At 63.9% G+C, this 19,926-nt stretch carries 19 protein-coding genes; 16 read left to right on the top strand and 3 right to left on the bottom strand.

All coding sequences use genetic code 11. The features are described 5' to 3' along the window. Window positions 1-117 precede the first annotated feature (117 nt). The gene (locus tag MRBLPB4O_RS10485; RefSeq protein ID WP_341798348.1) at window positions 118-519 is read right to left on the bottom strand and encodes a hypothetical protein; all 402 of its coding nucleotides are present in this window, start codon (window positions 517-519) and stop codon (window positions 118-120) included. Window positions 520-729: 210 nt separating this feature from the next. Here MRBLPB4O_RS10485 and purU point away from each other — a divergent pair, with 210 nt between their 5' ends. The 8 genes from purU to MRBLPB4O_RS10445 all read left to right on the top strand — a co-directional run bounded on the left by purU (window position 730) and on the right by MRBLPB4O_RS10445 (window position 9,057). After that, on the top strand, window positions 730-1,596 hold the full coding sequence (gene purU, locus MRBLPB4O_RS10480; protein WP_016499088.1) for a formyltetrahydrofolate deformylase: 867 nt from the start codon (window positions 730-732) through the stop codon (window positions 1,594-1,596). Next, window positions 1,593-2,504, top strand: a complete 912-nt coding sequence (folD, locus tag MRBLPB4O_RS10475; RefSeq protein WP_016499087.1) for a bifunctional methylenetetrahydrofolate dehydrogenase/methenyltetrahydrofolate cyclohydrolase FolD — start codon at window positions 1,593-1,595, stop codon at window positions 2,502-2,504. The genes purU and folD overlap by 4 nt, the downstream gene beginning before the upstream one ends. Beyond that, window positions 2,486-3,727 carry an FAD-dependent oxidoreductase gene (locus MRBLPB4O_RS10470; protein WP_016499086.1) on the top strand — a complete coding sequence of 414 codons (1,242 nt, stop codon included), beginning with the start codon at window positions 2,486-2,488 and terminating at the stop codon, window positions 3,725-3,727. Before folD ends, MRBLPB4O_RS10470 begins: the two co-directional genes overlap by 19 nt. Window positions 3,728-3,738: 11 nt before the next feature. Continuing rightward, complete coding sequence (locus MRBLPB4O_RS10465; protein ID WP_016499085.1) at window positions 3,739-4,044, top strand: sarcosine oxidase subunit delta; 306 nt, start codon at window positions 3,739-3,741, stop codon at window positions 4,042-4,044. Next, the gene (locus MRBLPB4O_RS10460) at window positions 4,041-6,944 is read left to right on the top strand and encodes a 2Fe-2S iron-sulfur cluster-binding protein (protein WP_341798347.1); all 2,904 of its coding nucleotides are present in this window, start codon (window positions 4,041-4,043) and stop codon (window positions 6,942-6,944) included. Before MRBLPB4O_RS10465 ends, MRBLPB4O_RS10460 begins: the two co-directional genes overlap by 4 nt. 3 nt (window positions 6,945-6,947) lie before the next feature. After that, entirely contained in the window at window positions 6,948-7,553 is a 606-nt protein-coding gene (locus tag MRBLPB4O_RS10455; protein WP_341798346.1) for a sarcosine oxidase, read from the top strand. 347 nt (window positions 7,554-7,900) lie between these two features. Next, window positions 7,901-8,323, top strand: a complete 423-nt coding sequence (locus MRBLPB4O_RS10450) for a nuclear transport factor 2 family protein (protein WP_341798345.1) — start codon at window positions 7,901-7,903, stop codon at window positions 8,321-8,323. After that, entirely contained in the window at window positions 8,320-9,057 is a 738-nt protein-coding gene (locus MRBLPB4O_RS10445) for an SDR family NAD(P)-dependent oxidoreductase (RefSeq protein ID WP_341798344.1), read from the top strand. Before MRBLPB4O_RS10450 ends, MRBLPB4O_RS10445 begins: the two co-directional genes overlap by 4 nt. Window positions 9,058-9,126: 69 nt before the next feature. Here MRBLPB4O_RS10445 and MRBLPB4O_RS10440 read toward each other — a convergent pair whose 3' ends face one another. Next, window positions 9,127-10,011, bottom strand: coding sequence for a LysR family transcriptional regulator (locus MRBLPB4O_RS10440; RefSeq protein WP_341798343.1), 885 nt, complete (start codon window positions 10,009-10,011; stop codon window positions 9,127-9,129). A gap of 146 nt (window positions 10,012-10,157) precedes the next feature. Here MRBLPB4O_RS10440 and MRBLPB4O_RS10435 point away from each other — a divergent pair, with 146 nt between their 5' ends. Further along, entirely contained in the window at window positions 10,158-11,177 is a 1,020-nt protein-coding gene (locus tag MRBLPB4O_RS10435; RefSeq protein WP_341798342.1) for an alpha/beta hydrolase, read from the top strand. A gap of 91 nt (window positions 11,178-11,268) precedes the next feature. Here MRBLPB4O_RS10435 and MRBLPB4O_RS10430 read toward each other — a convergent pair whose 3' ends face one another. Next, on the bottom strand, window positions 11,269-11,562 hold the full coding sequence (locus MRBLPB4O_RS10430; protein WP_341798341.1) for a DUF1330 domain-containing protein: 294 nt from the start codon (window positions 11,560-11,562) through the stop codon (window positions 11,269-11,271). Between the two features lie 78 nt (window positions 11,563-11,640). On the opposite strand from MRBLPB4O_RS10430, the gene ribBA reads away from it, so the two are divergent. The 7 genes from ribBA to MRBLPB4O_RS10395 all read left to right on the top strand — a co-directional run bounded on the left by ribBA (window position 11,641) and on the right by MRBLPB4O_RS10395 (window position 19,689). Then, window positions 11,641-12,762 (top strand): bifunctional 3,4-dihydroxy-2-butanone-4-phosphate synthase/GTP cyclohydrolase II, encoded by a 1,122-nt coding sequence (gene ribBA / locus MRBLPB4O_RS10425; RefSeq protein WP_016499077.1) that lies wholly within the window; start codon window positions 11,641-11,643, stop codon window positions 12,760-12,762. A gap of 279 nt (window positions 12,763-13,041) precedes the next feature. Beyond that, the gene (locus tag MRBLPB4O_RS10420) at window positions 13,042-14,067 is read left to right on the top strand and encodes a polyamine ABC transporter substrate-binding protein (protein ID WP_341798340.1); all 1,026 of its coding nucleotides are present in this window, start codon (window positions 13,042-13,044) and stop codon (window positions 14,065-14,067) included. Continuing rightward, window positions 14,064-14,981, top strand: a complete 918-nt coding sequence (locus MRBLPB4O_RS10415; protein ID WP_341798339.1) for an ABC transporter permease — start codon at window positions 14,064-14,066, stop codon at window positions 14,979-14,981. The genes MRBLPB4O_RS10420 and MRBLPB4O_RS10415 overlap by 4 nt, the downstream gene beginning before the upstream one ends. Before the next feature lie 6 nt (window positions 14,982-14,987). Beyond that, a complete protein-coding gene (locus MRBLPB4O_RS10410; RefSeq protein WP_016499074.1) occupies window positions 14,988-15,797 on the top strand; it encodes an ABC transporter permease in 810 nt (269 codons plus the stop codon). 19 nt (window positions 15,798-15,816) lie between these two features. Next, a complete protein-coding gene (locus MRBLPB4O_RS10405) occupies window positions 15,817-16,965 on the top strand; it encodes an ABC transporter ATP-binding protein (protein WP_341798338.1) in 1,149 nt (382 codons plus the stop codon). A gap of 185 nt (window positions 16,966-17,150) precedes the next feature. Then, a complete protein-coding gene (locus MRBLPB4O_RS10400; protein ID WP_341798337.1) occupies window positions 17,151-18,458 on the top strand; it encodes a phosphate ABC transporter substrate-binding/OmpA family protein in 1,308 nt (435 codons plus the stop codon). A gap of 166 nt (window positions 18,459-18,624) precedes the next feature. Beyond that, window positions 18,625-19,689: a TerC family protein gene (locus tag MRBLPB4O_RS10395; RefSeq protein ID WP_341798336.1), complete on the top strand. Its 1,065-nt coding sequence runs from the start codon at window positions 18,625-18,627 to the stop codon at window positions 19,687-19,689. Window positions 19,690-19,926 lie beyond the last annotated feature (237 nt).

The following is a 19,926-nucleotide window of genomic DNA, read 5'->3' as shown; positions in this document are numbered from 1 at the left end:
CTTGAATGGTAAGTGCCGCCGCACGCCTGGTGCAGGGGGGGCTTTCAAGTAGACGTAGCAAGTGGCAAAAAAATTAGTGTAGGCCTGACTCGAGCCCCTGTAGGAGCGGCTACCACTTCAGGCATCACGCAGCAGGTCGTGGGTATCCAGCAGACGGAAGGCCACCTGCGGGTTGCGCTCCAGCCCGCGCCGAATTGCTGCCGGGATCGACTGCCGGGTCTTGCGGCACAGACCCGGCTGGTCATCCAGTTCAATGACGATACCGCGCATGGTCCGCACTTCGTTGTAGCCGGGGGCAATGTGCACGCGGATGCCGAGGTTTTCGTACAGGCGTTGCTGCAGGCGTTGCAGGTCCTCGAGGTCCTTGAGGTTTTCCAGGCGTTCAAGCAGGCGCTTTTCTTCCTGTCGGGTCAGCAGGAGGATGCGCCGGGCCGCCTGCGGGTGATCGACCAAGTATTCGCGGCCGCAGTCGCAGGCACCAGGAGGGCAAGGTTGGCGCAGAGGCGGTGGTGTAGTCATGGAGCAAGCATAGCCCGGCAAAGGCTTCAAAAAAACTTTCCTGTCAGGATAAAAAATTTCACAAACCGCTAGACCGGCACCCCTCATTTCGCCTATAAATCGCCTAAAGGAAATTTATATTCCTACGAAGAAACACCACTTCGCGCTCTCGCGAAGCTTCTTTTGCCCTTGTGCCCGACCTGCCCCACTCCATCACGAGGCCTATCCGACATGCACCCCGCTCCCGATCACTTCATCCTGCGCGTCAGTTGCCCGGCCGTGTCTGGCATCGTCGCCGCGGTGACCACCTACCTGGCCGAGCACGGTTGCTACATCAGCGAGATGGCGCAGTTCGACGACGAGGACAATGGGCGCTTCTTCATGCGCGCCGTGTTCCGCTTCAACACCGGTATCAGCGGTGACACGCCGCAGCTGGAGGCCGGCTTTACCGACGTGGCCCAACGCTTCGACATGCAATGGAGCCTGCACAGCAGCGCCCGGCCCATGCGTGTGCTGCTGATGGTGAGCAAGTTTGACCACTGCCTGTCCGACCTGCTGTACCGCCACGCCAAGGGCGAGCTGGACATGCACATCACCGCCGTGGTTTCCAACCACCTGGACCTGCGCCCGATGGCCGAGCGCCAGGGCATTCGCTTCGTCTACCTGCCGGTGAGCAAAGACACCAAGGCCGAACAGGAAGCCGCGCTGCTGCGCATCGTCGAGGACACCGGCACCGAACTGGTGGTGCTGGCGCGCTACATGCAAATCCTCTCCGATGACCTGTGCCGCCAGCTGTCGGGCCGGGCGATCAACATCCATCACTCGTTCCTGCCCGGTTTCAAAGGGGCCAAGCCCTACCACCAGGCCTACCAGCGCGGGGTCAAGCTGATCGGCGCCACCGCCCACTATGTGACCAGCGACCTGGACGAGGGCCCGATCATCGAGCAGGAAGTACAGCGCGTTGACCACGCCTACGCGCCAGACGACCTGGTGGCCATTGGCCGCGACACCGAGACCATCGCCCTGTCCCGCGCCGTGAAATACCACCTGGAACACCGGGTGTTCCTTAACCACGACCGCACGGTGATCTTCAAATGAGCGCCCTTCCCAGCGTCAAGCTGATCGACGGCAAGGCCACCGCCGCGCGGGTGCTGGCCGAAGTGCGCGCGCAGGTGCAGGAACTGCGCCAGGGCGGCGTGCAACCAGGCCTGGCCGTGGTGCTGGTGGGCGCCGATGCCGCCAGCCAGGTGTACGTACGCAACAAGGTGCTGCGCGCCGAAGAGGTGGGCATCCGCTCGTTGGAACATCGCCTGCCCGCCGACACCACCCAGGCCCACCTGCTGACCTTGATCGACCGCCTTAACCGCGACCCGGAAGTAAACGGCATCCTCGTGCAACTGCCGTTGCCCGCGCACATCGACGAGCACTTTGTGTTGCAAGCCATCAGCCCGCTCAAGGACGTGGACGGCTTCCACAGCGAGAACGTTGGTGGCCTGGCCCAGGGCCGCGATGTGCTTACCCCGTGCACCCCCAACGGTTGCATGCGCCTGCTGCGCGACGCCTGTGGCGAGCTGCGCGGCAAGCATGCGGTGGTGGTCGGCCGCTCGAACATTGTCGGCAAGCCCATGGCTGCCCTGCTGCTGCAGGCCGACTGCACGGTGACCGTGGTGCACTCGCGCAGCCGCGACCTGCCGGCGCTGTGCCGCCAGGCCGACATCCTGGTGGCCGCAGTGGGCAAACCTCGGCTGATAGGTGCCGACTGGCTCAAGCCCGGCGCGGTGGTGATCGACGTCGGCATCAACCGCGTCGATGATGGCGGCCACAGCCGCCTGGTCGGTGATGTCGACTTCGCCGCTGCCCTGCCCCAGGTCGCCGGCATTACTCCGGTGCCCGGTGGCGTCGGCCCGATGACCATCGCCTACCTGATGAAAAACACCCTGCTCGCCCTCGACCTGCAGCAACAGGCCGCCCACCAGGAGCGCACCGCATGCCTTTCGCCCTGCTGAAATACGGCCTGAGTGCCGACTACCCGGTGGAGGTCGACCTGCCGCCACCGTGCGAACTCAAGCCTCGTTATGACGTGGTGATCATTGGCGGCGGCGGCCACGGCCTGGCCATCGCCTACTACCTGGCCAAGTACCACGGCGTGACCAACGTCGCCGTGCTGGAAAAGGCCTACCTGGGAGGCGGAAACACCGCACGCAACACCGCGGTTATCCGCTCCAACTACCTCACCAGCGAGGGTGTGCGCTTTTACGCAGAATCGGTGCGCATGTTCCAGAACCTGTCGAACGAGTTCGACTTCAACATCATGTATTCCGAGCGCGGCCAGCTCACCCTGGCGCACACCGATGCCACCGTGCGCGCCTTCCGCCAGCGTGCCGAGGTCAACAAACACTTTGGCGGGCGCACCGAAATGATCGACCGCCAACAGATTCGCGAACTGGTGCCCAGCCTCAACCTCGACCCTGGCCACCTGCCGGTGCTGGCAGGCCTGTGGCACATCGACGGTGCCACCGCACGCCATGACGCAGTGGCCTGGGGCTACGCCAAACAGGCGGCCAAGCGCGGCGTGGAAATCCACCAGCTGACCGAAGTACAGGACCTGCTGATTCGCAATGGCCGCATCGAAGCGGTGAAGACCAACCGTGGCACGGTGCAGTGCGGCTGCGTGGTCCAGGCCGTGGCCGGCGCCAGTTCGCTGCTGATGGCCAAGGCAGGCATCCGTGCGCCGATCCACACCTACCCGCTGCAGGCCATGGTCACCCAACCGTTCAAGCCATTTCTCGATCCGCTGGTCAGCTCGTCGGCGCTGCATTGTTATGTGCAACAGACCAGCCGTGGGGAAATCGTCTTTGGCGGCGGCTCCGACCCTTACCCGCTGTACAACACCCGCTCCACCCTCGACCTCAAGGAAAGCCTGCTGGCCCACGCCATCGAGATGTTCCCGTTCATGGCCAACGCCAAGCTGATGCGCCAGTGGGCCGGGATGACCGACATGACCCCGGATTACAGCCCGATCATGGGCCTGTCGCCAGTGCACAACTACTACCTGGACGCCGGCTGGGGAACCTGGGGCTTCAAGGCCACGCCCATCTGCGGCAAGACCATGGCCGAGCTGGTGGCCAGCGGCGGCAAGGTACCCGAAATGATCGCCCCCTTCGCCCTGGAGCGCTTCAGCCGCTTCCAGCAAGTCAACGAAATGGGCGCCACTGCGGCCAGCCACTAGGAGCAACGACGATGAAGATCCTGACCTGCCCCTTGAACGGCCCGCGCAACATCAGCGAGTTCACCTACGGCGGCGAGTTCAAGCACATGCCCGACCCGGCCAGCTGCAGCGACGCCGAGTGGGCCGACTATGTGTTCAACAGCGACAACCTGGCCGGGGTGGTGACCGAGTGGTGGCTGCACAACGCTTCCAGCTACTGGTTCCTGGCCGAGCGCCACACGGGAAGCGACCAGGTGCTGCGCACCTTCGACCCGAAAGCACTGTTCGACCGCCGCGTCGACTTCACCCCCGCCGCCACCCCGGAGATCGCCGGATGAACAGCCCTACCCGCCTCCCCGTGCCCATGGGCCTGCTGATCGACCGCGAGCGGCCCCTGCGCTTCGAGTTCGACGGCCAGGCCTGCCAAGGCTTTGCCGGTGACACCATTGCCAGCGCCCTGCTGGGTAACGGCCGCTGGCTGCTGTCGCGCTCGTTCAAATACCATCGCCCACGCGGCCCGCTGAGCATGGCCGGCCAGGACGCCAACACCTTGGTGCAATTGCCTGAAGAACCCAACGTGCTGGCCGACCTGGAAGCCGCCCGCGAGGGCCAGGTGGTCGAAGGGCAGAACTTCAACGGCAGCCTGACGCATGACCGTGACGCCTACCTGGGCAAGTTCTCACGCTTCATGCCGGTGGGCTTCTACTACCGCTCTTTCTACAAGCCCAAGGGCATGTGGAAGGTGTGGGAGCCGCTGATTCGCAAGAAGGCCGGCCTGGGCGTGCTCGACCTTGGCTTCAAGCCGCAGTACTACGACAAAGCCTACCTGTTCGTTGATGTGGCGGTCATCGGCGGCGGCCCCGCCGGCCTGCGCGCCGCGCTGGACGCGGCCAATGCCGGGGCCAAGGTGCTGCTGATCGAACAACAGCCTGTGCTGGGTGGCTCGCTTACCTACGCCCGCTTCGACATCGCCGGCACCCGCGCCGCCAGCCTGCGCCAGGAGCTGCTGGCCACCCTCGAGGGCCACCCGAACATCCAGGTGCTGCTGGAGGCCACCTGCAACGGCTGGTTCACCGATAATTACCTGCCGGTGATCCAGCACAAGCGCTTGTACAAGGTACGCGCCAGCCGTTGCCTGGTGGCGGCCGGTTCGTTCGACCAGCCGGTGGTGTTCCGCAACAACGACCTGCCGGGGGTGATGCTGACCAGCGCCGCCCAGCGGCTGATGAAGCTGTACGCGGTCAAGCCGGGCCAGCGCGCGGTGATCCTCACCGGCCACGATGATGGCTACCTGGCCGCCCTCGACCTGCAGGAGCAAGGCGTGGCCGTGGCTGCCGTGGTCGATATGCGCGCAGCGCCAGCCGATGCCGCACTGGCTGCCGAACTGAAGCGCCGCGATATCCCCGTGCACCTGGGCAGCACGGTGTACGAAGCGCTGCACGAAACAGGCATGCGCCATGTCAGCGGCGTGGACATTCGCCCGATCACCGGCCAGGGCAAGGTCGGCGCGCATGGCCTGCGCCTGGCCTGCGACTTGCTGTGCATGTCGGCGGGCTACATGCCGGTGTATCAGTTGCTGTGCCAGGCCGGTGGCAAGCTGGCCTATGACGTCAACCGTGACGAGTTCACCCTCAGCCACCTGCCGGCCGGGCTGGATATCGCAGGCTCGGTGAACGGCCGTCACGCGCTGGCCAACGTGCTGGCCGATGCCACACGCGGGGCCGCCGATGCACTGGCAGCGCTGGGCCTGCAAGCGCCGTCGCAGCCGGTGTTCAGCGCCGAAGCCAAGGTCAATTTCCCCTGGCCGATTTTCCCGCACCCCAAAGGCAAGGATTTCGTCGACTTCGACGAAGACCTGCAAGTGCGCGACATCGTCAACGCCACCCGCAGTGGCTACCGTGACATACAACTGGTCAAGCGCTTCTCCACGGTCGGCATGGGCCCGTCCCAGGGGCGCCACTCGGCGCTGCCCACTGCACGCCTGGTCGCCCATGCCACTGGCCGCAGCATCAGCGAGACCGGGGTGACCACCGCGCGCCCACCGTTCCAGGCCGAAAAGCTGGCGCATGTCGCCGGTCGTGCCTTCGACCCATACCGGCAAACACCCATGCACCGTCGCCACCTGCAAGCCGGGGCGAAAATGATGCCTGCCGGTATCTGGCAACGTCCGGCCTACTACGGCAAGCCAGAGGAACGTGAGCGCTGCATGCAGGAAGAAGCCCGCCATGTGCGCGAAAAAGTCGGCCTGATCGACGTTTCTACCCTGGGCGGCCTGGACGTACGCGGCCCCGACGCTGCAGAACTGCTGGAGCGCGTGTACACCTTCGGCTTTGCCAAGCTGCCTGTCGGCCGCACCCGCTATGCGCTGATGACCAACGAACAGGGCGTGGTGATAGACGACGGCGTCTGCGCACGCCTGGGCGAGCAACACTTCTATGTCACCGCCACTACCAGCGGTGTCGACCGCATCTACCAACAGATGCTGAAGTGGAACGCGCAGTGGCGCCTGGACGTGGACATCACCAACGTCACCGCTGCCCTGGCCGCCGTCAACCTGGCCGGGCCACTGTCACGCCAGGTGCTGGCCAAGGTGTGCGAAGACGTGAACCTGTCGGCAGAAGCCTTCCCCTACCTCGGCGTACGCCAGGGCGAGGTGGCTGGCATTTCGGCGCGCATCCTGCGGGTCGGTTTCGTCGGTGAACTGGGCTATGAAGTGCATGTGCCGGCGCGCCATGCCGAACGCTTGTGGGACGCCCTGATGCAAGCCGGTACGGACCTGGGTATTCGCCCGTTCGGTGTCGAGACCCAGCGCCTGCTGCGCCTGGAAAAAGGCCATGTGATCATTAGCCAGGACACCGACGGCATGACCCACCCGGCAGAGATCGACATGCAGTGGGCCATCGGCCGCAAGAAGCCGTTCTTCGTCGGTAAGCGTTCCATCGAAATCCTTGAGGCGCAGCCGCTCAAGCGCAAGCTGGTCGGCTTCACCCTGCCACAGGGCAGCCCGCAGCCACTTGAGGGGCACCTGGTACTGGACGGGCCGGACATCACCGGCAATGTCACTTCCTGCGAGTACTCGCAAACCTTGGGGCAAATCATCGGCCTGGCCTATGCCGGCGCCCACCAGGCCACCCCCGGCATGCACATCCCGATCCGCGTGGAAGGCGGCGCGATGGTGCACGCCAAGGTGGTGCAACTGCCGTTCCACGATCCCGACAACCTGCGCCAGGAGCTCTGAGCCATGACCAGTTTGCAAGCCGAAGCGTTTATCCCTCGCAGCCCGCGGGCCGAGTTGTTGCACACCTGTGCGTTGACTGACCTGACCGATGTGGCACGGGTCGGCTTTCGCGGGGGCGACAGTGCTGCCTACCTGCAGCAACGTGGCTACCGTTTACCTCAGCAGCCGAACCAGGCCGCGCGTCAGGACGACGGCGGCTGGGTAGCGCGGTTGTCGCAGACCGAGTACCTGTTGCTGGGCAGCCTGGCCGACGAAGGCGCACGGGTGGCTGCCGCAGAAGCCGAGTGGGTGCAGGATGCACAGCGTAACTACCTGCTGCCGCGCCAGGACAGCCATGCCTGGTTGCAGCTGTCAGGGGTGCATGGCAGTGCGGTGATGGCCAAGTTGTGCGGGGTGGATTTACGTGCCGAGGCGTTTCCGGTCGGGGCGGTAGCGCAGACTTCAGCGGCACGGATCAATGTGATTGTGGTGAATGTGGGCAGTGACGAGCGGCCGGCGTTGCAGTTGCTGTTCGATCGGGCATCGCTGGCTTACTTGCGCGAAGCGATGCTGGATGCCATGGATGAGTTCGATGGCGGTTTGATCGGGCTGGGTGAGTTCACCACATGATTTTCAGCGCCTGGGAGATCGAGCGCCGCCCGCGCGGCGCTTCGCAGCACAAGGCTGCTCCTACAACTATGTCGGGCCAATTATTTCTGTGAGATCTTCGCGCGAACGCCTTGGCGCAGGGCTTGAACAAGGCGGTCGAGCGCGCCAGCCACAGGCGTTACTGGCCCGAAACAAATGTAGGAGCAGCCTTGTGCTGCGAAGCGCCGCGCGGGCGGCGCTCGATCTCCCAGGCGCTGAAAATCTCATGTCGAACGAAAAAACTATACAGAAAAATTATTCTGTATAGATTTCTACAGCGACCTGCACTATACCTTGTACAAAGAACCTAATTTGTACAGGTATTGTGCATGTCCAGCTACCTGCAATCCTTCGCCGAACGCTTTGCCACGCTCGATACACACAACCTCGACTTGCTGAACGACCTGTACAGCGAGGACGTAGCATTTCGCGACCCTCTGCACCAGGTAACCGGCCTACCCGCACTGCGGGCTTATTTCGCCCAGTTGTACGCGAAGGTGCCCGAGTGCCATTACCGCTTCGAAGGCACCGACGAGCTGGAACCGGGCCACGGCTACATTCGCTGGACCTTGCAATATCGCCACCCGCAGCTGGCCCGTGGGCAACTGATCAGCCTGCAGGGGTGCAGCCACCTGCGCTGGCATGAGCGGGTGCACTTTCACCAGGATTACTTCGACGCCGGCGCGCTGCTGTACGAGCATGTGCCGGTCATGGGCAGCGCCATTCGCTGGCTCAAAGGCAGGCTGGCATGAGCCGTTGCTGGCTCACCGGTGCCAGCAGCGGCATTGGTGCTGCGCTGGCATTGCACTTGCTGGAGCAAGGCCATCAGGTGGCGTTGGGTGCACGCCACGCAGACAAGCTGACGGCACTGGCCGCGCAGTTCCCGGGGCAAGTACTGCTGACCGTGGGCGATATCGACCAGCCTGGGCAAGTGGCGCAGATGGCCGGGCAGATCGAGCGCGCCTGGGGCGCACTGGACCAGGTGATCCTCAATGCGGGCACCTGCGAGTACCTGGAGCCGGGGCACTTCGACCCGGCGCTGGTCGAGCGAGTGATACGTACCAACCTGACCGGCACCAGCCTTTGCCTGGCCGCCGCCCTACCGTTACTACGCCGCGGCCAGCAGCCACACCTGGTGGTGATGGGCAGTTCGGTCAGCTGGTTGGCGCTGCCGCGCGCCGGCGCCTATGGCGCGTCGAAGGCGGCATTGCGGTATCTGGTCGAGTCCCTGCGCATCGACCTGGCGGGCGAAGGTATCGATGTCACCCTGGTCAGTCCCGGCTTCGTCGACACCCCCCTCACCCGACGCAACGACTTCCCCATGCCCCAGCTATGGAGCGCCGAACGCGCCGCCACTCATATCATCGCGCGCCTGCCACGCCGGCCGCTGGAAATCGCCTTCCCCGCCACCTTCATACTGGTGCTGCGCCTGCTGGGCGCTTTGCCGGCGCGCTGGCGCCTCAAGCTGGGCCGCCATCTGGCTTGATCCTGGCGCCGATCTGGGCGCTCGCCTTGCCGCTGGCGTTGCGCTTCGCGGCAAGGTGCCGAGGCTGGCCTACAACTGCACCAAGCGCTCGCGCAAAAAGCTCACAAACCCCTGCACCGGCCGCGCCACCTGCCTGTGCTGCGGATACACCGCTGATAACTGCAAGGCAGGCGGCGTCCACTCTTCAAGCACATTCACCAGCCGCCCATCCGCCAACGCCTGCCCAACGATGAAGGTCGGCAGGTAGGTCACCCCCATCCCGGCGATAGCGGCATCCCTGAGCAACTCGCCGTTGTTCGCACGCATGCGCCCTGTCACCTGAATCGCCTGCGCCTTGCCGCCCTGGCGGAACTGCCATTGCACCTGTCGAGAATGACCATAGGGCAGGCAGTCGTGCCCGGCCAGATCCTCCGGTGTTAGCGGTACACCCCGCGCCTGCAGGTACGCCGGGCTCGCGCAATACACCCGCTCGACACTGGCAATACGCCGCGCAATCAGGCTGGAGTCCTCCAGCGCGCCAATCCGCAGCGCCAGGTCGTAGCCTTCGCCGATCAGGTCCACGGCACGATCACTGAGGTCCACCTCGACATCGACTTGCGGGTGCAATTGCAAAAACTCGGTCAACAGGCAGCCCAGGTGCGACATGGCGAACGACAGCGGTGCGCTCAACCGCAAGGTGCCGCGCAGGGCCTGGGCCTGGCCGCTGATGTCGTGTTCCACCTGCTGCACCTCGCCCAGCAGGCGCAGCGCCGACTGGTAGTAGTGCTGGCCCAGCGGCGTGGCGTCCAGGCGCCGGGTGGAACGGTTGAGCAGGCGTACGCCCAAGCGCTCTTCGAGCTGCATCAGGCGCCGGCTGACCGATTGCTTGGACATGCCCAGGCGGTCGGCGGCGGCGGTAAAACTGCCGGCCTCCAGGACCTGGGCAAAGATGCGCATGTCTTCGTAGGGGTTCATTGTCTCGCTCATGGTGACAGTAAAACGCTTTATAGCGGCTTTTTCCCGCCAGTGCATCTGCCTAACCTACGCACAAGTCGCAGCGATGGCCCAACAGGCCAGGCAAGACGCCCACTACCAACACTTGCATGGAAAAGGATTCGCTCATGAACATTGTCCACAAAACCCTTACCGCCTCCCTTCTGGCCCTGTCCGTTTCCAGCGCTTTCGCTGCTGGTAGCCCAGGTGTCGAGCAGCACACCCAGGCGTTTCTCGAAGCCCTGGAACAAGGCGGCGGCAAGCCTCTGGAACAACTCAGCCCGAAAGACGCCCGGGCAGTGCTGACGGGGGCCCAGGCTTCGGTCAAGGTCGACCTCTCCGGTATCGAAGTAAAGGAACGCACCGTCCAGGCCAGCGGCGAGTCGATCAAGCTGCAAGTGGTACGCCCGGCCAATGTGAAGGGTGACCTGCCAGTATTCATGTTCTTCCACGGCGGCGGTTGGGTGCTTGGCGACTTCCCGACCCACCAGCGGCTGATTCGCGACCTGGTGGTCGGCTCGGGTGCGGTGGCGGTCTATGTGGACTACACCCCGTCGCCGGAAGCGCACTACCCGACGGCGATCAACCAGGCCTACGCTGCGACCCGCTGGGTGGCCGAGCATGGCAAGGAGATCGGCGTGGACGGCAAGCGCCTGGCGGTGGCCGGCAACAGCGTCGGCGGCAACATGGCGGCAGTCGTGGCGCTGAAAGCCAAACAGGCCGGCACCCCTGCCCTGCGCTTCCAGCTGTTGCTGTGGCCGGTGACCGATGCCAGCTTCGAGACGGCATCGTACAAGCAGTTTGCCGAAGGGCACTTTCTGACCACCGGGATGATGAAGTGGTTCTGGGACAGCTACACCACCGATGCCAAGGCGCGGGAACAGATCTACGCCTCGCCGCTGCGGGCCAGCAGTGAACAGCTCAAGGGCTTGCCGCCAGCGCTGGTGCAAACGGCTGAGTTCGATGTGTTGCGTGATGAAGGCGAAGCGTATGCCCGCAAGTTGAACGCTGCTGGGGTAACCGTTACATCGGTGCGCTACAACGGCATGATCCACGACTACGGCCTGCTCAACCCGCTGAGCGAGGTACCGGCAGTGAAGGCGGCGATGCGCCAGGCGGCCGGTGAACTCAAAGTCCACCTTCAATAACCTTATCCACCCATGCAGCAGAGGCTGGAATGCCGTCAGGCAGGTCCGGCCTCTTCGCGGGTAAACCCGCGAAAGGGCCATCAGCTCAACATCAGGGTTCAAACCCTTCGACAATGATCACCTCGGCTTTAGCCACATCTTGGCGATGGCTGCACGCCTCCTGGTACAGCGCGGACCGATAACACGCCACCGCCTGCTCGTACGAATCGAACTCGATCACCACGCTACGCTGTGGGGTAGGCCGCCCTTCCATCGCCTCGCTGCGCCCGCCACGTGCCAGGAAGCGACCGCCGAATGCCTCGAAGGCTGCCGGCGCGCGTTGGGTGTACTGCTGGTACTGCTCGGGGTTGGTCACGTCCACATGGGCGATCCAGTAGGCCTTCATGCGCTGCTCTCCTGTTACGGCGATATTTGTGTATGATGGTATACCATAAAAATCACCCCACCACAGTGAGCGTGCAACATGGCATTCAACACCATCGAGGAGCTTCTCGAGGACTACCGGCAAGGCAAGATGGTCCTGCTGGTGGATGACGAGGACCGGGAAAACGAAGGCGACCTGCTGATCGCCGCCGAGCGTTGCGACGCCCAGGCCATCAACTTCATGGCCCGCGAAGCGCGTGGCCTGATCTGCCTGACCCTGACCGACGAACACTGCCAGCGCCTGGGCCTGGAGCAGATGGTACCGGCCAACGGCAGCGTGTTCAGCACGGCGTTCACCGTGTCGATCGAGGCGGCCACCGGCGTCACCACCGGCATTTCCGCCGCCGACCGGGCGCGCACCGTGGCGGCGGCCATGGCTGCCAACGCCCGCCCCGAAGACCTGGTGCAACCCGGCCACATCTTCCCCTTGCGCGCCCGCGAAGGCGGCGTGCTGACCCGCGCCGGCCACACCGAAGCAGGTTGCGACCTGGCGCGCCTGGCCGGCTTCAGCCCGGCGTCGGTAATCGTTGAGGTGCTGAATGACGACGGCACCATGGCCCGGCGCCCCGACCTGGAAGTGTTCGCCGCCCGGCATGGCATCAAGATCGGCACCATCGCCGACCTGATCCACTACCGCCTGAGCACCGAGCAGACCATCAAGCGCATCGGCGAGCGCGAGCTGCCGACCGTGCACGGCACCTTCCGTCTGGTCACCTATGAGGACCGCATTGAAGGTGGCGTGCACATGGCCATGGTCATGGGCGACATCCGCCGCGAGCAACCGACCCTGGTGCGGGTGCACGTCATCGACCCGTTGCGCGATCTGGTCGGTGCCGAATACGCAGGCCCCGCCAACTGGACACTGTGGGCGGCGCTACAGAAGGTGGCCGAGGAAGGCGCTGGCGTGGTGGTGATCCTGGCCAACCATGAATCCTCCCAAGCCTTGCTTGAGCGTATACCACAGCTGACACAGCCGGTAAGGCCGTACCAGCGTGGGCAGTCGAAGGTGTACTCCGAAGTAGGCACCGGGGCGCAGATCCTGCAGGACCTGGGTGTGGGCAAGCTGCGTCACCTGGGGCCACCACTGAAGTACGCCGGCCTGGCAGGGTATGAGCTGGAAGTGGTGCAGAGCATCCCGTTCGAGCCAGGCCTCCCGACCTGACACAGCCCCCTTGTAGGAGCGGCCCTTTCGCGGCACAAGGCCGCTCCTACAAAGGGTTGCGGCAGTTGGCAAAGGCCGGGGTGATGGCCGGTCGCCTCATACCCCTTGCCAAAAGTTTGGAATACCATAATATGATATCCCGTAGACCTTGAATCTGCAGGCCGGCACCTACAATTACAAACGGCCACCAAGACACTTTGTTTTAGCTGCTCCCCGAACACTGTTGGCGGGCGCACCACAAGCCCCGCCTCGAATAACAAAAGCAACGAGGGCGTAACCATGCTGTTGAGCAAACGTGTAACCGCAGTGCTGTCCGCCAGCCTGCTGACCCTGGCATGTCAGGCCGCCCAGGCCGCTGACAGCCTGAACTTCGTCAGCTGGGGCGGTACCACCCAGGACGCCCAGAAAGAAGCGTGGGCCGTACCCTTCACCAAAGCCACCGACATCAAGGTCGTGCAGGACGGCCCCACCGACTACGGCAAGCTCAAGGCCATGGTCGAAAGCGGCAACGTGCAATGGGACGTGGTCGATGTCGAAGCCGACTTTGCCCTGCGCGCCGCCAGCGAAGGCCTGCTGGAACCCCTCGACTTCACCCAGATCAAGCGCGACAAGATCGACCCGCGCTTCGTCTCCGACCATGGCGTCGGCTCGTTCTTCTTCTCCTTCGTACTGGGCTACAACGAAGGCAAGCTCGGTGCCAACAAGCCGGTGGACTGGACTGCACTGTTCGACACCAAGACCTACCCGGGTAAACGCGCCCTGTACAAATGGCCCAGCCCGGGCGTGCTGGAACTGGCCCTGCTGGCCGACGGCGTAGCGCCGGACAAGCTGTACCCGCTGGACCTGGACCGCTCCTTCAAGAAACTCGACACCATCAAGAAAGATATCGTCTGGTGGGGCGGTGGCGCCCAGTCGCAGCAGCTGCTGGCCTCGGGTGAAGCCTCGCTCGGCCAGTTCTGGAACGGCCGTGTCTATGCCCTGCAGCAAGACGGTGCACCGGTAGGTGTGAGCTGGAAACAGAACCTGGTCATGGCCGATTTCCTGGTCATCCCCAAAGGCGCAAAGAACAAGGACGCGGCCATGAAGTTTCTGGCCAACGCCAGCAGCGCCGAGGGCCAGGCCGAGTTCGCCAACAAGACCGCCTACGCCCCGGTCAACGTCGACAGCGTGGCCAAGCTGGACAAGGACCTTGCGCCCAACCTGCCAACTGCCTACGCCCAGGACCAGGTCACCCTCGACTTCGCCTACTGGGCCAAGAACGGTCAGGCCATCGCGGCCCGCTGGAATGAGTGGTTGGTCAAATGAAAGTCGCCATCAACGCCCTGCATAACGCGCAAGGTGCCCCCACGGGCACCGGCGCCCCCGGGACGGCCCCTCGCCGCGCCAGCATGAGCCAGCGCTGGAAGGGCAGCCGCAACCTGCTGCCGGCCCTGCTGTTCCTTGGCCTGTTCTTCTTCGCCCCACTGGTCGGCCTGTTGCTGCGCGGGGTGCTGGAGCCAACGCCGGGGCTGGGCAACTACGAGCAGCTGTTCGCCAACTCGGCCTACGCACGGGTGCTGTTCAACACCTTCTCGGTGGCCGGTGTGGTCACCCTGATCAGCGTGCTGCTGGGCTTCCCGCTGGCCTGGGCGATCACCCTGGTGCCCAAGGGCTGGGGCCGCTGGCTGCTGAACATCGTGCTGCTGTCGATGTGGACCAGCCTGCTGGCGCGCACCTACTCGTGGCTGGTGTTGCTGCAAAGCTCGGGTGTGATCAACAAGGCGTTGATGGCCATGGGTATCATCGATACCCCGCTGGAAATGGTGCACAACCTCACCGGCGTGGTAATCGGCATGAGCTACATCATGATCCCGTTCATCGTGCTGCCGCTGCAGGCCACCATGCACGCCATCGACCCGATGGTGCTGCAGGCCGGGTCCATCTGCGGCGCCAGCCCGTGGACCAACTTCTGGAAGGTGTTCCTGCCACTGTGCCGTTCGGGGCTGTTCTCCGGCGCGCTGATGGTGTTCGTGATGTCGCTCGGTTACTACGTCACCCCGGCACTGCTGGGCGGGGCGCAGAACATGATGCTGCCCGAATTCATCATCCAGCAGGTGCAGTCGTTCCTTAACTGGGGCCTGGCCAGCGCCGCTGCCGCACTGCTGGTGGCGATCACCCTGGTGCTCTTCTACCTGTACCTGAAGCTGCAGCCGGAATCCCCGGTTGGCAACGCGAGGTAAACCGCCATGCTCCTGTCTCCCAATGCCATGGGCCGCCCGCTGCGTACGGGCCTGTACCTGACCACCGGGGTCATTGCGGCCTTCCTGCTGCTGCCGGTGGTGTTCATCGTGTTGCTGTCGTTCGGCTCGTCCCAGTGGCTGGTGTTTCCGCCCCCGGGCTGGACCTTCAAGTGGTACGGCCAGTTCTTCTCCAACCCGGAGTGGATGGACGCCGCACTGGCCAGCCTGAAAGTGGCCGTGCTGACCACCGTCGCCGCCGTGCTGCTGGGCCTGCCCAGCGCATTCGCCCTGGTGCGTGGCCGCTTCCCCGGCCGCGAGCTGCTGTACGGGCTGTTCACCATGCCGATGATCGTGCCGCTGGTGATCATCGCCGTGGCGGTGTACGCACTGTTTCTCAAGCTCGGCTACACCGGCACGCTGTTCGCCTTCGTGGTCAGCCACGTGATCGTCGCCCTGCCCTTCACCATCATCTCGATCATCAACTCGCTGAAGCTGTTCGACCAGTCGATCGAGGATGCGGCGGTGATCTGCGGTGCCTCGCGCCTGCAGGCGATTTTCAAGGTCACCTTTCCGGCCATTCGCCCGGGGATGATCGCTGGCGGCCTGTTCGCCTTCCTGGTGTCGTGGGATGAGGTGGTGCTGAGTGTGATGATGGCCAGCCCCGACCTGCAGACCCTGCCGGTGAAGATGTGGACCACCCTGCGCCAGGACCTGAGCCCGGTCATCGCCGTGGCCTCGACCCTGCTGATCGGCCTGTCGCTGCTTGTCATGTTCATTGCCGCCGCCTTGCGCCGGCGCACCGAAACAAACGCCTGAGCGCGCGGAGAAAACAACAATGAGTGCAGTGATCAAAGACAACGCGCCAGGCAAGACCCTGGTCAGCCTGCGCGGCCTGAACAAGCACTACGGCGACTTCACCGCCGTGGACAACCTCGACCTGGAAATCCAGGACGGCGAGTTCCTGACCTTCCTCGGTTCCAGCGGCTCGGGCAAATCCACCACCCTGTCGATGCTGGCCGGCTTCGAAACCCCCAGCAGCGGCGAAATCCTGGTCGATGGCCAGTCGCTGGTGAATGTACCACCGCACAAGCGTGACATCGGCATGGTGTTCCAGCGTTATTCGCTGTTCCCACACCTGAACGTGCGCGACAACATCGCCTTCCCGCTGGCCATCCGCAAGCTGAGCGCCAGCGAGACCAAAAAGCGGGTCGACGCCATGCTCAAGCTGGTACAGCTGGAGCAGTTCGCCCACCGCAAGCCGTCGCAGATGTCTGGCGGGCAACAGCAGCGCGTGGCGATTGCCCGGGCACTGGTGTACGAACCACGCATCCTGCTGATGGACGAGCCGCTCGGCGCGCTGGACAAGAAACTGCGCGAAGACCTGCAGGACGAACTGCGCCAACTGCACCGCCGGCTGGGTATCACCATTGTCTACGTCACCCATGACCAGGAGGAAGCCATGCGCCTGTCGCAGCGCATCGCCATCTTCAGCCATGGCAAGATCGTCGGCCTGGGCACCGGTTACGACCTGTACCAGAACCCACCGAATGCCTTTGTCGCCTCATTCCTGGGCAACTCCAACTTCCTGCGCATCAAGGCCAGCAGCAATGGCGCCGGCAGCTTCGAGGGCCAACCAGTGGCCATTCGCCTGACCCCGGGCCTGGCCGCCTCGCAAGATGCACTGATCATGGTGCGCCCGGAAAAAGCCCTGGCCCTGACCGCCGAACAGGCTGCGCGCGAGCCGCTGCCGGCGGGCTGGAACGAGGTCAGTGCCAAGGTTGGCGAAGTGCTGTTCCTGGGTGAAAGCCAGACCTGCCATGTGGTGACTGCAGGGGGTACCGAGCTGACGGTGAAGGCACTGTCGGCCGCGGGCATGCCGATGCAGCCGGGCGACAGCGTGAAAGTGCGCTGGGCGGTGGCGGATGCGTGCATCTATACCGAGTGGGCCGAGAGTGACCTGAGCAAATCCGCCGGGGCGCATTGAGATAACCGGGGCCGCTTTGCGGCCCTATCGCGACGCAAGGCCGCTCCCACAAGGAATCGCGGTCGCCTGTGGGAGCGGCCTTGTGTCGCGAATGGAGGGCAGAGCCCTCCCCTACGGACTGTCACATTATCATCACGCCACTGTCGTAATCTGCCGGCCAACTCTATGCCACAGGGCCACCCGGCATGCCCCGCCTGCTTGTATTGCTGCTCACCCTGATCCCGTTTGCGACCTTGGCCGAGCCCATGCACATGCGTGCGCAAGGCTCCAACACCATCGGCGCGGCCTTGCTGCCAGCGCTGGTGCAGGGGCAATTGCGCGCGCAGCAAGCCACCGCCATCGAGCAGCAACCCGGCAAGCGGGCCAACGAGACCGTGATCACCGCACGCGATGCACATGGCCAATCCGTGCGCATCGACATCGCCGCCCACGGGTCCAGCACCGGCTTCGCCGCCCTCGGCCGTGGCGACGCCGACCTGGCAGCTGCCTCGCGGCCGATCAACGACAGCGAGGTGCGCCAGCTTCAGGCCCTTGGCGACCTGCGTGCTGCCAGCGCCGAGCAAGTGATCGGGCTGGACGGTGTCGCGGTCATCGTCCACCCCGACAACCCGCTACCTCGGTTGAACACGCAGCAACTGGCGCAGATTTTCTCCGGGCAGATCCAACGCTGGGAGCAATTGGGCATTGCTGGCGGCGCCATCCACCTGTACGCCCGTGACGACCGCTCCGGCACCTTCGAGACGTTCAAGGCGCTGGTGCTAGAGCCCCAGCACAACGAGCTATCAGCCAAGGCCCGGCGTTTCGAGTCCAGTGACGAACTGGCCGCGCAGGTGGCCACCGACCGCAAGGCCATCGGCTTCAGCAGCCTGGCTGCGGTGCACGGGGCCAAGGTGCTGGCGGTAGCCGAAGGTGACGCACCGGCCATGCTGCCGGAGCGCGCGCTGGTAGCCAGTGAAGATTACCCGCTGTCACGGCGCCTGTACTTCTACTTGCCGGCCAACCCCAAGCCACAGGCCAGGGCCCTGGCCGACTTTGCCCAGAGCCCGGCCGGCCAGGCGATCGTCGCCCAGCAGGGCTTTGTTTCGCAGCAGATCAAGGCCCTGGCAGTAGCGCCCCTGGCCGACATGCCGCCGCGCTACCGCACCCTGGCCCAGCGGGCGCAACGGCTGAGCGTGAACTTCCGTTTCCAGGAAGGCAGCGCCAGCCTCGACAACAAGGCCCTGCGCGACGTGCAGCGGGTGGCCGAGTACCTGCGCCAGGCTGGCAAGCTGCAGAGCAAAGCGGTGCTGGTAGGGTTTGGCGACCCCAAGGAAACGCCTGGCCGCGCCGCCCTGCTCTCGCGCCTTCGGGCCCAGGCAGTGCGCCGCGAGCTGGCGCGCGATGGCGTGGAGTTGCTGGAAGTGACGGGTATGGGCGATGAACTGCCGGTGGCCGGCAATGAGCTGGAGCAAGGGCGACTGCGCAATCGGCGGGTCGAGGTGTGGGTGTATTGAATTGATGCAGGGGGCTCTGGCAAAGAAATGTAACAGCTCCCCATTCGGTATCTCCTGCAATCGGGTCTAGGCTCAAATTCATGTGATACCGGGCCCCTCTGACGGCTGCCAAGCCGCCATGTCGGATCACTGTTGCCATGCAACGTCGACATTCAAGGAGGGGCTCATGACAGCTCTGCAAGCATTCCTCACCACCCCTGTACTCGGTACCAACGCCTGGTTGTGGCTGGTGTTCATGGCCATCGTCATCGGTTTGCTGGTGCTCGACCTGGGCGTGCTGCACCGCCACGACCGGGAAATCGAAATGCGCGAAAGCCTGCTGCTGTACACGGGCTACTTCAGCGTTGGCGTGTTGTTCGGCGCCGGGGTCTGGTACCAGCTGGGCGCCCAGTCGGCGCTGGAGTTCTACACCGGTTTCCTGGTCGAGCAGTCGCTGTCGATGGACAACGTGTTCGTCATGGCGATGATCTTCAGCTACTTTGCCATCCCCCGACGCTACCAGCATCGTGTGCTGTTCTGGGGCATCCTGGGGGTGGTGTTCCTGCGGGCGATCATGATTGGCGTGGGCGCCGCGCTGGTGCAGAACTTTGCCTGGGTGCTGTATATCTTCGGTGCCTTCCTGCTGTTTACCGGGGTGAAGATGGCGCTATCGAAGGAAGACAGCCACCCTGATCTGGCCAACAACCCGATCCTCAAGTTCGTTCGCCGGCACATGCGGGTCACCGACCAGATCCACGGTTCGCACTTCTTCGTACACCAGACCCCGGCCGGCCACAGCAAGGCGCTGCGCTATGCCACCCCGTTGTTCCTGGCACTGGTGCTGATCGAGTTGGCCGACCTGGTGTTTGCCGTCGACAGCGTGCCCGCAATCTTCGCCATTACCCAGGACCCCTTCATTGTCTACACCTCGAACATCTTTGCCATTCTTGGGCTGCGTTCGTTGTACTTCGCGCTGTCGGCGTTGATGCACCGGTTTGTTTACCTCAAGTATGCGTTGGCGCTGGTGCTTATCTTTATTGGTTGCAAGATTTTCTATCACGGCATGGTGGGCAAGGTGCCGGCGCTGCTGTCGTTGGGGGTGACGTTCGGGTTGTTGCTGGGTGGGGTGGTGGTTTCGTTGGTCAAGACGCGGGGGGGAAAATTGGTAGTCGAAAACAGCCAACAGCTTCAAGTTCCAGATGGGGAAGACGAGGCTGTAAAAAAGCAAGAAGACCCGCAAATGCGGGTGTGAGCCTAATCATTACGTAACCAATCAATGACCAGAGCAGCGATAAAGATAAGGCACAGCGCTTTGAATTCGCACGTTGATGGTAAGGCCTGAAAACCAGTAGAGAACCCCGCACAAGGCAGTTGCTACAGCTCCTCTCCCAGGCGTCAGGTACGCCGCCTGCCACGCTCTACCCCTCAGAGCACACGGCTTCCCAATACTTCATTTACTTCAAAGCACTCACCATTCACTCATCCCTCC

Origin of the sequence: Pseudomonas sp. LPB4.O (assembly GCF_038383825.1) — a bacterium.
Classification (GTDB): Bacteria; Pseudomonadota; Gammaproteobacteria; order Pseudomonadales; family Pseudomonadaceae; genus Aquipseudomonas; species Aquipseudomonas putida.
Note: the sequence above shows the minus strand (reverse complement) of the source record. Positions and strands in the feature narration are given on the sequence as shown.